Genomic DNA, 14,572 nt, shown 5'->3' on the forward strand with positions numbered 1-14,572 from the left:
CTATTGAACTAGCTTTGTTCAATAGGGGCTTCCAGTAATGATTCAATCACATTTTTTAGTTGATAAATGGGTGATTGTTTACTGTCGCTCTTTTTGTAAATAAAGACTGTTTCTATGATGTTGTGGAGCTGCTGTAAATCGTAATAATGAATGTTGGTATAGTTATATAAATCAATTAGTTTTGTATTTAACACAGCAATCGAATTGTCAATTTGAAGGAAATCAAGAATACTACTCACTGATTTTATTTCTTTCATCGTAAACGGAACTTGATGCTTTTTCAGCCACTCGGCCATTGGTCGTGAATACATACATCCTTTACTTAGTACAAGTAATGTAACGGGTGAACGTTCCTCAAAATTAATGATATGTGTATTATTCGATATGACTTCAAATGTTTCGGATGCAATCATGTCATAATTTAAATCAGGATAATGTTTAATAGGGTTACTTGTTAGTGCACAATCCGTTTCGGCATTGTGTACTTTTTCATTTAAGGAAGTACTGGATTCTACTGTGAAATCGACATCTAAAGGTATATTATTTGTTTGCAAGCTATTCATAATGGATGCGCCATAAATTTTGATTGTTGTATGGGAAGTGCCAAAGCTAATTTTTGTGTTCGTTTGTGCTGCCCCGATTGCTTGTAAAAATTCCTGATACTCTTCGGTAATCAGCTTTAAAAAGTGTAAATATTGTATGCCTACATCCGTAATTTTTAAGCCTTGCGGTGTACGCTTAAAAACTTCCTGACCAATTTCAGCCTCCATTTTTTTCACTTTAGACGTTAAGGCAGATTGCGTATAATTCGTCATTTCTGCGGATTTACTGAGATTTTGCCTCTCCAAAATTTCAATTTTTAATGCGATTTCTTCTATGTTCATGTTGTATTTCACACACCTATTAAATTTTTTGATAGCCACTATCATTTTCCTCCATTTTACGCGTTGCTATGGCAAGCGTAAACTCTAGATACATAAAGTTATACTGCACAAAGGAATCAGTGTAACGGTATTGGAGGAATTTTCATGAATACATATTATAAATGGATCATCGTATTGGTAGCTACGCTTTCCCAAACAGCAGCAACTTTTGTGACGTACGGCATGGGGCCAATTGCTACATTTTATCAAATTGAATGGAATTTATCATCGTTCCAAACAGGATTTATTGTTTCGGCTGTTAATATTGGACCCATTTTCTCGATGATAGTCTTTGGCTATTTAATGGATAAGAAAGGGGAAAAACAAATCATCGGATGGGGCTCTGTTTTACTTGGGTTCTCAGCTTTACTGCTCATGTTGGCGAATAGCTATACGGTGTTAATCATTTTATTAGTAGTCGTAGGAATATGGTATGGAAGTGCGCAAACAGGAGGTAGCACGGCCATTGTGAAATGGTTTCCGGATAAACATCGAGGGCTGGCGATCGGTATTCGACAGACAGGTATTCCGATTGGTGGAGCCTTAGCGTCCGTCATCCTCACATATATGTACCATCATTATAACCTAACATCAGCGCATCTTGTGCAAGGCTTGGTGGCTATTGCCGGAGGGTTACTTTTTTTACTCATCTATCAAGAACCGAAACAACATCATGCAGTAGCCGCTACATCTGTAACGTTTAAAGAGAAGATTCACGCCATTAAAAATAATAAAGATTTATATCCCATTTACATTGTAGGCATCGTGATGATGACCTTACAAATGATAATTGTTGCCCATTTTATGAGTTATTTACATCATGAGGGTGGTTATTCATTGACGAAGGCTGGGCAGTATTTAAGCCTTGTATTATTAGGAGGAATGATTGGAAGAGTAGCTATTGCCTGGATCAGTGATCAATTTTTTGCACAGAAGCGGGAGCATTTATTAATCATGGTGATGGCGAGTGCAGTTATTTTCACAGTTCTATTGCCTTTTATCCTGCAAGCGAAAATATTAATGCTACTATTTTGTTTTTTATTAGGCTTTGTAGCGCTTGGCTGGTATTCATTGTTTATTGCCTGTGTGACAGAACAATCTAATCCACATTATGTTGGTCTAACAGTGAGTGCAGCTTTAACGTTGAATCAACTATTTATTGTGATTGCCCCTACGTTATTTGGATGTATGGTAACGATTTTTTCTAGTTATCAATTGGCGATGGACATTGTCGCTGTCGTAGTGGCCATAGGTGCATTCAATTTATATTGGTCCACAAAAAGTAACAAAAGGTAAATTTTGTGTCGTGGAGTTAAATGCGATAAAATGATGAAAAAGGCATGAATTCAAGTAACGGAGGAGTTACAGATGACAAAACATGAAGAAAAAAGTTCGATTTGGATTGATGCAAGTATTGCTACAGTTTGGCAAGCAATTACGGATGAAGAGCAGCTGTCGCAATGGTACGCCCCAGGTTCAATATGGAAGATCCCTAAATTAGAGGCTGGTGAACAAATAACCTTCACGTTAATGCTGAATGAACAAAATCAGCTCTCTGAAAAATTACCGATGAATTTAACGATTCACCATGTCATTCCAAATCGAGAGTTTTCGTTTTACTTAGAAGTACCAGAAACAGTCATTGCTATTTTCTTAGATGAAGAGCGAAATGGTACTACTGTCACTTTTAATATGAGTGGCTATGAGTCTAGTCTTACCAACTTGAAGGTGTTAGTAGAGGAAAAAAATATACCAAAATTTTAAAAATGAACCCTGTATGAAGGCAAATGTGTCACAATACAGGGTTCATTTTTGTGGGTGCATATTCATGAGAAAAGTCTTTACTACGTCTTAGGTCGTAGATGAATTTAAAGCTGAGGGGCGTATTTATAAATTGGTATTTTGATACAATTTAATGAGTGGTATATTATACGGTAGGAGGAATTATTTTGAAAAAGTTTTTCGGTTTTGGATTAGTCATAAGTGCTTCATTACTTGTTTTATCAGGGTGCAACTCAGTTATACCAGGTAAAACTAAAGATGAAACGATCTTCGTTGAAAAGGATAAAGCAGAGAAATTAGATGTTGAAATACAGTTTGGTGTTGGAGAAATTACAGTTAAAAAAGGTGCTAAAGATTGGGTTGAGGGTACGGCTCAATATAACATTAATAAACTAGCACCAAGAGTTGAATATGACTTACGCGGCAAGACAGGAGAAGTGCTGATTGACCAAAAAGGTTCCACGAAAGTGCGTTTGGGAAAAATAAAAAATACATGGGATATCGAATTGAATGAAGATACGCCAATGGATCTTTTCGTTGAAACAGGTGCCTCGGATGCAGAACTCGATTTACAAGGTCTGCAGTTGGAAAAATTAGAGATTGAAGCAGGCGTTGGTGATCTCACTGTAAATTTAGGTGGAGATTGGAAAAAAAGCTTCAAAGCGAACATTGAAACAGGTGTTGGTCAAACTACTGTCATTTTACCATCAGAGGTTGGGGTAAAGCTGACAACAGAAGAAGGGATCGGCTCTTCCAATATAGAAGATTTTATTTCAAAAGGGAATGGCGTGTATGTCAATGAAGCATATGAAAAGGCAGATGTAGTGCTAGAATTGCACTCGGAAATCGGTGTAGGCGATATTTCTTTTGAATTGGATAAATAATGAAAAGTTAAGTAGGCTACTTTGGATGAAGTAGTCTATTTTTTTGTTCTATAATATTTGGCGAGTGCTAGTGCCGGATAAAAGAATCGAAGTAGCGGATAGAAAAGTCAAAATCGACCGATAGAAAAACAGAAGAAGTGGATAAAAGAGTCAAAGCGCTGGAACAATTATGGAAACTTTACATTGTATCTTATTTCAACATCGGAAGAAGGACCACTTTGTTCAATAAAAAAAGAAATTATAAAAGTGAAACCTTTTGATAGGGTTATTTACTCTAAGTATTGAAAGGAGGAAACAGCATGGAACATGATCTATCTATTGTCAAACAGGCTATTGCAGGGAATAAGGAAGCGTTTGAGCAGCTACTCATTTTAGAGGAAGAAAAACTTTTTTATACTGCGCTTTCTTATGTTGGCCAAAAAGAGGATGCACTGGATGCGATTCAAGAGGCAGCGTGTAAAGCCTTTCTAACCGTTCACCAGTTAAAGCATCCAGAATTTTTTTCCACATGGCTGTTTCGCATTTTAATTAATGAGTGCTACCGATTACTTAAAAAAGGCCAAAAAATCATTCCTTATGAAGAAAGCGAATTATTAAATCGTTTACAAGAGCAAGAAAATGTCACGGGTAATCCTATTGATTTATCGGAAGCTATACAGCATCTTAATCATTCTCAACAAATGGCCATCATCTTATTTTATTATCACGATTTACCGATTAAAGAAATTTCAGAAGTAATGGAAAAGCCAGTAAGCACGATTAAAACGTATTTGCATCGTGGAAAAAAACAGTTGAAGCGAGAATTAGAAAGGAGTGCAACGTTCAATGAAAAAATCATTTAATGTAAACGGACCCCTTCCAGAATTCCCAAGAGATGAGGTACGAGGAGCGATTGCTAAAGGAATACAACAAGCAGAGGAGCAAACAAATATGAGTCAACCACCTGTACAAAAGAAAAGAAAAAGCAAACGTAAAGCATTATTATATCTAGCAAGCACGGCAGCCGCATTTAGTATAATGATAGGTTCTGCAGCCTATGTATCACCAACCTTCGCAAGCACTTTATCACAGCTACCGATTGTTGGGTCGGTCTTTAGCAACTCTGGCTTACTTGGGCTAAAACAAGCGAGCGAACAAGGGTTAACAAGCACGATTGGAGAAAAGCAGACCATTAACGGTATTTCCGTAACTGTAGATGAAGTACTTTATGATGAATCAAATATTACGGTAGGCATTACAATTGATTCTGAAAAGGAATTAAGTAATGAATATTTTGGTGCAGGGTTTGATATGACTATAAATGGTAAAAATCCTGAGGTGAGTTCTGGTTCCTATGGTGAAAAAGTTTTAAGTCCGACTGTTCGTACAGGAATCGCAACATTTAATGTGAAGGACAACATGCCAGATTCCTTTGACATGGGCTTAGTGCTAGAGGGCAAAGGAGGAGAAAAATGGGAATTTACGGCGCCAGTTAAAAAAATTACGGATATTGTTCATGTTCCTGTCAACCATCAACAACAAGCAGAGGGCATTCAACTTGATGTTTCCAAAATTTCAATAAGTCCTTCAGGTGTATCACTGGACTACAAAGCGACTGAAAAGGGAACGATTGACAATGCACAAGTAGGCGCATCGTTTATAGAATTCCGTATGACGGATGAGCATGGCAAGGAAATCACGTCACATTCAGGTGGCGGAGAAGGACATTTTAATGATGGTCAATGGAAGTTTAGTAGCACAAAATCCTTTGACCCGATTTCAAAAGATGTTCAAAAATTAGTCATTACACCGTTTTTAATGCTTCCATCAGACGGTGGTGGAGTTCAAATCGATTCTACGGGTGTAGAAACAAAAATTCCATATGATAAATCATCGCTTAAAGAAGTGAAGTTCCAACCATTCACAGTAGAAATCCCTTCACGACAAAAATAATGAAAAAAGCGTCAAATTTTGTATTTGGCGCTTATTTTATGGTAGCTTTAAGAAAGCATAAGTATTGAAGGAGCGAAGGTATTGAAAATTTATACATATCAGCAACCAGCGGCGATTGAGTCAACAGAAAAGGTAGCAGTATTAAATGAAGCGGGGGAAGTATCATCTACTGTTCAACGTGTATATTCAAACGCACTGAAAAAAGCATTCGACCGCTCAATGGACTACCGTTATTTTGTGCGTTTCGACGTCAGTGATGTCGCTGGTCAGCCTCTTTTCACCTGTAAAAAGGTGTCGCGTCGTGGGCGAGTACATTTCAAAGGCAAGGATTTCATCACAGGGAAGGACTATATGATTGCTTATGATGGCTGGCAAATTATGATCCCTGATTTAATCATTTCAGATGGCGTCCAAAAAATAAATCTGAACAAAGAGATGGAGGACTGGTCCATATTCTCTCTAGACGATCAACCCATTGCGCGCTGGCAGGCCATTTTTCAGGAGACTCATTTTGAAATTACCCTGCAAATCGAAGACAACAGCCCGATACAGCATGAAGCCTTTTTTATTGCGATTGGACAGGCCGTGTTGTTTGTGGGCGCGTAATATGTCGATACATTTGAAAAGTTGGTTGATAAACTGAAAAATTTGAGCGATAAATCTTTGTCATAAAGTTTGGAGCTAATCTAAAGAGCATGTTTTGAAAAAATTAATCAAAACATGCTCTTATTGAATTTGGCAAATCAGGTCATTTCGATTTGAAGCGCCAACAGCTGCTCAAATGCTTCTTTTAATGGCGCTTGTGCCTTTTGGGTTTCTTCTACAAGATTTTCTATGCTCTCAAAAATCCTACACAGTACCATTTCGCATTCATAAATTTCTTTGCCTTTCAGCGCCTCGAATAGCGCCTCGGCAAGCTCAAGGCTGTCGATGGTTAGATTTTTGACCAGCGTGCCTTCATCAATCCCACCCTGCAAAATGGATACAATCACGGGTATAAGCTCTTTCTTTACGCCATGCGCCTCAATAAAAGCCTCTGCATAGCCATCCTGCGCTAACTGATGCTCTGTATCTACTAGTTCCATATAACGGCAGACTAGCGGAAAATAATCTTCGCTGTACAAGCCAAGCCCCATTACTGCATAAGTGCCCGGCATGACCGATTCCTCGCTCGGCTCTACATCCTCGTACCATGCGTACTCTTCCATAGCTGTATCCGCATATTCTGCAAGCTTCGGGAACAAAGCAGGGTAGCTAAGTGCATTGGCAAAAAACTGATGTAGCTCTGACCTCGCCAATTCCTTCAAAGGTAGGAAGTTCTTTTGGCTACTCTCCAGCTTTAGCTGATAACTTTTGGAAAACCCTTGTTTCAAAAGGTCAATAATATAATCCAACGCTTCTTTATAAGCAAGTTCTTCCTCTGAAAGAATCCGGATTTCTATCGTTTGTGTAATATCGTTGTTTCTTCCTTCTATCAGCTCTCCTCGATATGTACGTGCAAATTTTCCGCTACCATTTTTCAAATAATCTGCAGCCTCCTTAGAATCCAATTGGATCGCCAGTTCCATATACTTCTGCGGGATGTACGGATCTGAGTTGCCAATCTGCAATGCTGTATAAAGAAAGAACTCCATTTCTATGGTATCTACGGAAGGATGAACCTCCTTCAGAGTCCAATTCATTCCAAAATTACTGGATCGAGTAAAATGCTGCAATAAAAAGTCAATCGCCCATTTGTCGAGGGCCGAGGTATACCGGCGAATCCAGTTGTTTTTTAGTTCTTGATTATTATTTAGCTTGTCGGAGAGACGACGGATTAACGGATCAATTACTTCCACTTCCTGTTTCATTAGATCAGGATTGACCAAATGCTTGGCGAAAAAGAAAATGTCTCTCTCCGGTAACATGAGCGAATCAGAAAGAATCATTGTTTGAATAAAATGATCCAGCGTCTTTTGGAGTTGGATCAACTTCGGCTCATTCAACAGTTGTTTGTTAAGCGTTAATTTCGATTTCTCCCACTCAAACTCAAATACAACTTCAAACTTGTAATCAAAGAAACGAGGTCCCAGTTCCTCTGAGCGGAACAGGTCATTCACAAGCCCGCACAAAGCTGGAAAGAACTCCTCAGTCAGAAGTTCATCGGTCAACTCCATGATGTAAGTATCCACTTCCAATTTATACGAGCCAGAGTATGACGACTTAGAGAAATCAATATGAATTTTACCTTTAGCCCAGGTAAACTTGCCTTTTCTCCACGTCACTCGGAGGTAATTGTGAACGCCAGCTTGCAAAGTACTTCCATCCTTAAACTCATTAATCCTTTTGCTGTCTTGTGCGTAAATCGTAGTGATTTCCTTCCATACCATATTCAGAAAAGCTTCCACAGCCTGATTCAAAGATTTCTCCTCCTACTATCACATTCTAGTTGCTCAGTTAGTTAATATAAGTAAAAAGTGTAATGTTTCTCTCAATAGTTTCAATCTACATACATTTTACATAATTTACACTAAAAACGAACGTCTTTTTTACGAATCGGATCCTTTTGTTTAGTTCAAGTACAAAAATTTATAATCTTCACAGTCAGGTTCGCATAAATCTCCAATAAAAAGAAATCTATAGAGGTTAGATAATTTTAATTTAACGGCGGGCTACTTTCGACTAGTAGAGTTGGCAAGTTGTCATTTCGATTCAATTATTTTTACTTTATTGAAATTTAATGGGTAAATCCCGATTTATGGTGATTAATCAATTTACTGCTATAATAGTATAAATCGATTTTCAAATGGAGGTAGGATGTATCTAGTGATTAAAAGAATATTAGTAGCTGTTGCTTTCATTATATTGATTTTCGCAGGGTATAGTTTTTCTCTTAATAAAGAGCGATCGATTGAAAGTGAATTTTCAATGGATCTTTTTGAAAAACAAATTAGAAGCATCGGTATCGTAACCACTCAAAATGACGAGGTAAAAATTATTTCTCTAAAGGAAGAAAAAGAGGTTCATGACTATCTTAAAATATTATCAGATAGTAAATTTACAAAAAAAGACATAAGCTACAAGAATAATAAGGAAGATATTCAATCTTATGATGTCAGTCTTACAAGCTATAAAAGAGGAACAACTTTTCATTTAACGGTTGATCAGGCTGGAGGATTTCACTTTGTTGCAGGTGGCAAAATGAAAAACAGCGGGAAAAACTATCGTTTAGTAGACCAGTTGCTATTTGAAGCAACTGCTAAGATTATGAAAGAAAATATGATTGAATAGTGCTTTCCATCGAGGAGGGAAGAAAGCGTGAAGAAAAAGCCGATTTTTGTGGAGATAGAGATAAATGCACCTATAGAGGAAGCATGGACGTATACGCAAAATCCAAAGCTACACGACAATGGGATTTACGTTTTACCTCTATTACATATATGGAGAAAAATTCACCAGAAGAGCCTCAGCGTTTTACTTATGAAACGAAGGTAATGCCAGGCTTAACAGTTAGTGGATGGGGAGAAAGTAAGGGTGAGCATCAGAAGGGAAATGGCAGCAAAACATCGTCATTACACTTTGGCACGCCTCAAAAAATATCACCGATTGCAGAAGGGAAAGGGTACTGGCGATATATTCCCAATGACAAGGGACTCACATTTTTGACACAGTATGACTACGATGTTCGCTATGGAAAACTAGGAGAGTTATTTGATAGAGTGTTTCGTCCAATAATGGGCTGGGCAACAGCTCTTAGCTTCGATGTCTTAAAAAGATGGCTTGAAAAGGGAGAAAATCCTTCTTCTCAGTATCGTCGTTTCTTTTTAACAATCCTGATCAGTGTCCTATTTTGTTTTGTATGGTTATATCATGGACTTGTGCCGAAAGTCATGGTGCAGCATCCTACTGAAGTGATGATGATTGAGGAATTACTTGGTGGGGAGAACAGCCATGCTAGTCAAATTGTAAAATGGATTGGCATTACAGAGATGATCTTTGCACTTTTTTGGCTGTTACCTCGAGCGAAGCGTTTCTTGTTTGGAGCTCAAATTTTACTATTTCCGCTAGTAACACTTGGGGCCATTTTTGCAGATAAAACGATTGTCACTGCTCCGTTCAATCCGGTGACATTTAATCTAGCATTATGGGTAATGTCCATTATTGGCTTCGTTCTTTGTCAAGATATGCCGAGTGCCAAAAGCTGTAAACGAAAGCGAGGGAAGTAACATGACGATTTATCAAACTTTGTTGGGCGAGGATTTTAGACGGCTGCATCCAATGCTTCAGAGGCGTTATACATTACCTGTCGATCAACCTTTTTTTGCTACGGGTGTGATGCGCAAAATTGAGTCTGGTGCCAAGTGGCTACGTCCCTTTTATGCGATCGCTACAAAAACGAGATTTTTGTTTCCTGAATCAGGTGAGGATGTTCCATTTTCAATTTGTAATACTTGTCGAACATTGCCAAGTGGGGAACATGAAGTGTTATGGGAGCGTACCTTTTATTTTTCTAACAAAACTAGACATTTTGATGCGAGGATGACAGTTGATCCAGTTCAAAAAATAGTGAAGGACTATTTAGGTTCACCAGCTCTTTTTTATTCAGACTTACATTTTGCAGTGACCAGTGAGGGACGATTAGTTATTCGCTCCGGTGTTCAACGATTTGTAGTCTCGAAATTAGAATGTCCGATACCCAATATTTTGGAGGGACGTGTTGTTGTCGAGGAAGGATTTGATGATAGCAGGAATGTCTTTACGATTCATGTGTCCATTCATAATCCGTTGATTGGGAGGCTGATGATGTATGCTGGCGAATTTACGCAACAATCTAGGTAGCCCCGTATTACTTTTAGGATTTGTGCTGACGGTCGTTTGTTTTGTCTTTAGTGTTCAACCTAATTATATGTTGTTACTGACAGTTGCCCAACTGATCTTCGTTCCTGCGACGGTGAAAATGGTCATAGATGTTAACAAGGTCGGCGATACTATTGTTGTCGTAATGATGCTTGCAGTTACGATGCTCCACTGGTGGTCTGAAGGTTGGGTGGCAATCGCTCTAGCACTTATCTATGTTCTTTATACTGCGTTTATCGCTGTGCAAGGTGTAAAGCGATTTTTACAGCGAGGCTTTACCAATATGGCAGAAATTTCGATTGATGTTGGACTCATCTACATATTTATTGGGGGACTATGGTTTTTCGCTTTTATCGCAAATATTGATACAGGTTTTTCATCATTGATAACGTGGTTAACAGCTATTCATTTTCATTACTCAGCTTGTCTATTAGCGATTTCAATTGGTCTTTTTGGGCGTATTCATAAGGGCAACTGTTACAATATGGTCGTTGTAATTTTAGTAACAGGTCCACTTCTTGTTGCATTCGGTATCACGTTTTCTACGATACTAGAAATTATTTCAGTGGCACTTTATATAGTGGCTATTTACTGTTTATTTTTCCTTGCTCTAAAAACGAAACTTCCTCGTCAACAAAGCTTACTTTTACTAATTTCCTACGGTGCTTTATGTATCACGATATTATGGTCGTTTATGTATGCATTTAGTAATCTTGTAGGTAATTCCTATGTAGGGATACCAGAAATGCTAAAATTTCATGGAATTATGAATGGTGTTTTCTTCGGTGGAGTAGGGGTTCTGGCTTGGGCTTTAGCAATACCAGACACTACACATCAACCATTTCATTTTCCAGTTAGCCAAATTCGAGGGAAATTGCAAGACCAAAGTGATCCGCATCCAGGTTTAGTCGATGCGCTTAGTGACTTTGTTGATACGACAAAGCTACCTTACACGATTCCACATTTTTATGAAGAAACCAATCAGTATCGTTTGCTGGCCTCTGTACAGTGGAAAACTTGGTTTAAACCGTTTGCGTTGATTTATCAAGCTATAAGTCGTGTCATGCAACAGCTGAATTTACCCTTTTCTAGTAAGGAAATCGAGATGACAGGTAGGATTGTTAAAGTGGATGAACTGCAAGATGGGCGACTTGCTCCACGTGCTTGGATTCGTCAAATCGATAAACAAACAATCTTTGTTGCAATCTATTCTAAGCACACGACAGGGCAAACAACCTATATGAATATTGCGCTACCATTGCCTTTTTCAACAATGATCGGGGTGTTATATTTATACGAAGATCATGGAGAGTTACATTTAACGAGTAATCATGCTGGAGATGCGGGCATTTATTTAGCCATCAATCGATTTTTATTCAAACTACCTATACATGAACATTTTACGATTACTGCAAAAGACGAAAAAACACTAACCGCCGTACATAAAATGCGGATTTTTGGTGTACCTTTTTTACAAATTGACTATCGAATTACCCGAAAATAGATAATGTTAAAGGAATCAGTTTGCCTTACTAGAAGGAACATTTGGACGCAATAAAGGTGGATCGATAATCCTCACGTTGTTTATATGCAAGCAGTGATTCAACTCGCGGATGAACAATTTATGATTTTTCATCACAGACTTATGTACTATGTTACGTTTGCGAAGTATGATGAGGAAAGAAGTTTGGGATGGAAGATCGTTTTTCTTTTAGAAGGGAGCAGCTTACTTTTGAGGCTGTTCCTTTTTTAGAACGAAAGTCTTGTTTAAATGTTTTAAGATAGTTCATCTGTTTAGTAAATTTGGTTTTGGAAGATGCTAGAAAATACATAAAAATTAACTACTTATTTCTTTAACTATTGGAAAAATTCATAAATCATCCAAGGCCCGTTTGAGAATGGTAAATTAATATTGATAAGCCAAATAATATGTAAATTGGATTTAGAAATTAAGGAGAATTTGAAATGAATTTTAAGTCAATTAGTAAAAGAATCGTTTTTTCCTTCAGTATTGTAGTAGCGATAGTAGTTTTATACATTGGTTACAATTCTTATGCAGTCATGCAAAGTAACAAAGCAACGGAACAAATTATTGATGAAGAATTGCAATTACTAATTACTGAGTATGAGGAAGCTCAAACGATAGGGCTAAGAATTGCCGCAGCTAGAGGGTACATCCTTTCTGGTGATGAGAAGTACAAGGAGATTTTTGAGAATAACGTAAAGCATGCTGAAGAAAACGAAAAAATACGTTTAGCATTAACAAATTCAGGAGATTTCAACAAATATACTGAAATGGCTAAGGAATGGAGCAGCTATGTTGAAAAAGAGGTATTTGATGTTTATGATCAAGGCCAATTTGAACTAGCGAAGAACAATTTAGCTATTATGAGTGAAGAGGCTACCGAAATACGCGAAGGCTTTGAAGGGTTAGCCGAGGATCGTAAGCATTCGATAAATGCGTTAGGTGCAGATATTATTAAAGCGGGAGAGACTAAGCAGCTTACAGGTATGATCGTAGGTGCTGTGATTGTGATCATTGCAATGATCATCGCATTGTTTAGTGCTCGACTAATTTCAAGACCAATCATCACAGTGACAAAACGTATGCAACAAATTACGGAAGGTGATTTAAGTGAGCCTCCACTTATTGTGAATTCAAAAGATGAGGTAGGGCAACTGACGGAAGCGACTAATACGATGTCGGATATTTTGAATCGTTTATTAAAGCAAATTCAAACAGTATCAACTGACGTAGCCGCACATAGTGAAGAGCTCATGCAATCAGCGACAGAGGTGAAGACTGGTACGGAACAAATTGTTGATACAGTAAATGAAATTGCGAGTGGTACAGAATTGCAGGCAAGTAACGCATCAGATGTAGCCTCAACAATGGCAGAATTCACCCTAAAGATGTCAGATGTCAATAGTAGCAGTAAGGATGTTCATCAGTATTCCCAAAATGTCATGGCTTTAACGAAAGAGGGTCAAGGTTTAATGGACGCCTCTACTGAGCAAATGACATCTATCCATCATATTGTGAAGGATGCTGTTTATAAGGTAGATGAACTAAGTAAACAAACACAGGAAATCTCAAAAATCGTAGCTGTCATACAGGATATTGCTTCGCAAACGAATTTACTGGCGCTCAATGCTGCTATCGAAGCGGCGCGCGCAGGGGAGCATGGTAAAGGTTTTGCGGTGGTTGCAGACGAGGTTCGTAAACTTGCTGAACAAGTAGCTGTCTCAGTGGACGATATTACGGGCATTGTTCAAAGAATTCAACAAGATTCTAACATGGTGACATCTTCACTAGAAACTGGCTTTGGAGAAGTTGAAAAAGGTACAACACAAATCGCCGCAACAAATGAAACATTCAACCAGATTGCAGAGGCTGTTTACTCAATGTCAACGAATATTGACAACATGTCGACGAAGCTAGAAGATGTTGTACAAAATACGATTAATATTCATAAATCAGTGGACGAAATCGCAGCTATATCAGAACAGTCAGCAGCAGGAATTCAAGAAACCTCTGCAACGATTGAACAAGCAGCAAGCTCTATGGATGAAATCAACAATAGTTCTGTAAATCTAGCGGACATGGCAGAAAATTTAAACGAGCTTACTAGAAAGTTTAAATTATAATAATTAAATCTATTAATAGAGCAAAGAAAATTGGTGAAACCAGCAATTGACGAGTAAATCGTGTAATTGCTGGTTTCATTTTGTTTAAAATGCACTTCATCAAGGGCAAGATTTAGGCATCCAACTATTCAATCGCCCAAAATTAACGATGAATGGCTGTGAAGTAAAGCAGCATTTGGATAAAAATTTAGCCATTCATAAAAATGAGATATTGGTGACAGATTCTATCTTTTCTCGAATGAAAACTAGGTTAAATAGTTTCAATTATGTATGATTTCTTCTGCAATTATACGTGTTAATGAAAAAATGTTAAAATTCGACAAAAAAGCTAATATTTTTTATGATAGAATTATAAGAAGACAAGCAACGATATAGTAACTTCAATGAAAATTATTATTAAATAATATTAATGGTTTTTTAGAGAAGTTAAAATATTATTAAAATAAAATTGATTTTGGATTGATTAATTTCCATGATTTATCCTATAATTAGTATAAAATGTTCATGGGATGTAGTAATAGTGCATTGTTTTAGAAGTTAGCGTAATGTTTATGAAATAATAATTTC

The 14,572-nt window shown here is 37.6% G+C and carries 13 protein-coding genes and 1 pseudogene; 12 read left to right on the top strand and 2 right to left on the bottom strand.

Translation table 11 applies throughout. The features are described from left to right. Window positions 1–8 precede the first annotated feature (8 nt). The gene (locus tag AB9L17_RS10400) at window positions 9–923 is read right to left on the bottom strand and encodes a LysR family transcriptional regulator (RefSeq protein WP_375200554.1); all 915 of its coding nucleotides are present in this window, start codon (window positions 921–923) and stop codon (window positions 9–11) included. A gap of 105 nt (window positions 924–1,028) precedes the next feature. On the opposite strand from AB9L17_RS10400, the gene AB9L17_RS10405 reads away from it, so the two are divergent. From AB9L17_RS10405 to AB9L17_RS10430, 6 genes are all read left to right on the top strand, one after another. Next, a complete protein-coding gene (locus AB9L17_RS10405) occupies window positions 1,029–2,219 on the top strand; it encodes an MFS transporter (protein ID WP_375200555.1) in 1,191 nt (396 codons plus the stop codon). Between the two features lie 72 nt (window positions 2,220–2,291). Beyond that, window positions 2,292–2,687, top strand: coding sequence for an SRPBCC family protein (locus AB9L17_RS10410; RefSeq protein WP_375200556.1), 396 nt, complete (start codon window positions 2,292–2,294; stop codon window positions 2,685–2,687). Window positions 2,688–2,872: 185 nt separating this feature from the next. Next, a complete protein-coding gene (locus AB9L17_RS10415; protein ID WP_068985525.1) occupies window positions 2,873–3,589 on the top strand; it encodes a toast rack family protein in 717 nt (238 codons plus the stop codon). A gap of 299 nt (window positions 3,590–3,888) precedes the next feature. After that, window positions 3,889–4,431, top strand: a complete 543-nt coding sequence (locus AB9L17_RS10420; RefSeq protein ID WP_223555205.1) for a sigma-70 family RNA polymerase sigma factor — start codon at window positions 3,889–3,891, stop codon at window positions 4,429–4,431. Beyond that, entirely contained in the window at window positions 4,415–5,521 is a 1,107-nt protein-coding gene (locus tag AB9L17_RS10425; RefSeq protein ID WP_375200557.1) for a DUF4179 domain-containing protein, read from the top strand. Before AB9L17_RS10420 ends, AB9L17_RS10425 begins: the two co-directional genes overlap by 17 nt. Window positions 5,522–5,602: 81 nt before the next feature. Then, on the top strand, window positions 5,603–6,127 hold the full coding sequence (locus AB9L17_RS10430) for a tubby C-terminal domain-like protein (protein ID WP_223555209.1): 525 nt from the start codon (window positions 5,603–5,605) through the stop codon (window positions 6,125–6,127). Window positions 6,128–6,264: 137 nt separating this feature from the next. Here the strand turns inward: AB9L17_RS10430 and AB9L17_RS10435 are convergent, their stop codons facing one another. Beyond that, window positions 6,265–7,920, bottom strand: coding sequence for a DUF6138 family protein (locus AB9L17_RS10435; RefSeq protein WP_375200558.1), 1,656 nt, complete (start codon window positions 7,918–7,920; stop codon window positions 6,265–6,267). Between the two features lie 406 nt (window positions 7,921–8,326). Here AB9L17_RS10435 and AB9L17_RS10440 point away from each other — a divergent pair, with 406 nt between their 5' ends. The 6 genes and pseudogenes from AB9L17_RS10440 to AB9L17_RS10465 all read left to right on the top strand — a co-directional run bounded on the left by AB9L17_RS10440 (window position 8,327) and on the right by AB9L17_RS10465 (window position 14,005). Then, a complete protein-coding gene (locus AB9L17_RS10440) occupies window positions 8,327–8,791 on the top strand; it encodes a hypothetical protein (protein WP_375200559.1) in 465 nt (154 codons plus the stop codon). An 83-nt stretch (window positions 8,792–8,874) separates the two neighbouring features. Then, on the top strand, window positions 8,875–9,726 hold the full coding sequence (locus AB9L17_RS10445; RefSeq protein WP_375200560.1) for a DoxX-like family protein: 852 nt from the start codon (window positions 8,875–8,877) through the stop codon (window positions 9,724–9,726). Window position 9,727: 1 nt separating this feature from the next. Continuing rightward, window positions 9,728–10,339 (top strand): DUF4166 domain-containing protein, encoded by a 612-nt coding sequence (locus AB9L17_RS10450; protein ID WP_068985517.1) that lies wholly within the window; start codon window positions 9,728–9,730, stop codon window positions 10,337–10,339. Beyond that, window positions 10,308–11,861 carry a YndJ family protein gene (locus AB9L17_RS10455; RefSeq protein WP_375200561.1) on the top strand — a complete coding sequence of 518 codons (1,554 nt, stop codon included), beginning with the start codon at window positions 10,308–10,310 and terminating at the stop codon, window positions 11,859–11,861. Before AB9L17_RS10450 ends, AB9L17_RS10455 begins: the two co-directional genes overlap by 32 nt. A gap of 1,040 nt (window positions 11,862–12,901) precedes the next feature. Further along, a pseudogene (locus AB9L17_RS10460) lies at window positions 12,902–13,060 on the top strand (HAMP domain-containing protein); the annotation flags it as partial. A gap of 75 nt (window positions 13,061–13,135) precedes the next feature. After that, window positions 13,136–14,005: a methyl-accepting chemotaxis protein gene (locus AB9L17_RS10465; protein WP_375200780.1), complete on the top strand. Its 870-nt coding sequence runs from the start codon at window positions 13,136–13,138 to the stop codon at window positions 14,003–14,005. The last annotated feature ends 567 nt before the right edge of the window (window positions 14,006–14,572 follow it).

The sequence above is a fragment of the Lysinibacillus sp. RS11 genome (assembly GCF_042019215.1).
GTDB classification, from domain to species: Bacteria; Bacillota; Bacilli; order Bacillales_A; family Planococcaceae; genus Lysinibacillus; species Lysinibacillus xylanilyticus_A.

What these genes read in the sequence shown, in the direction of transcription:
- AB9L17_RS10450 (WP_068985517.1), top strand. Translation starts at nt 9,728, where the DNA reads ATGACGATTTATCAAACTTTGTTGGGCGAGGATTTTAGACGGCTGCAT.
- AB9L17_RS10455 (WP_375200561.1), top strand. Translation starts at nt 10,308, where the DNA reads ATGCTGGCGAATTTACGCAACAATCTAGGTAGCCCCGTATTACTTTTA.
- AB9L17_RS10405 (WP_375200555.1), top strand. Translation starts at nt 1,029, where the DNA reads ATGAATACATATTATAAATGGATCATCGTATTGGTAGCTACGCTTTCC.
- AB9L17_RS10465 (WP_375200780.1), top strand. Translation starts at nt 13,136, where the DNA reads ATGCAATCAGCGACAGAGGTGAAGACTGGTACGGAACAAATTGTTGAT.
- AB9L17_RS10420 (WP_223555205.1), top strand. Translation starts at nt 3,889, where the DNA reads ATGGAACATGATCTATCTATTGTCAAACAGGCTATTGCAGGGAATAAG.
- AB9L17_RS10445 (WP_375200560.1), top strand. Translation starts at nt 8,875, where the DNA reads ATGGACGTATACGCAAAATCCAAAGCTACACGACAATGGGATTTACGT.
- AB9L17_RS10410 (WP_375200556.1), top strand. Translation starts at nt 2,292, where the DNA reads ATGACAAAACATGAAGAAAAAAGTTCGATTTGGATTGATGCAAGTATT.
- AB9L17_RS10425 (WP_375200557.1), top strand. Translation starts at nt 4,415, where the DNA reads ATGAAAAAATCATTTAATGTAAACGGACCCCTTCCAGAATTCCCAAGA.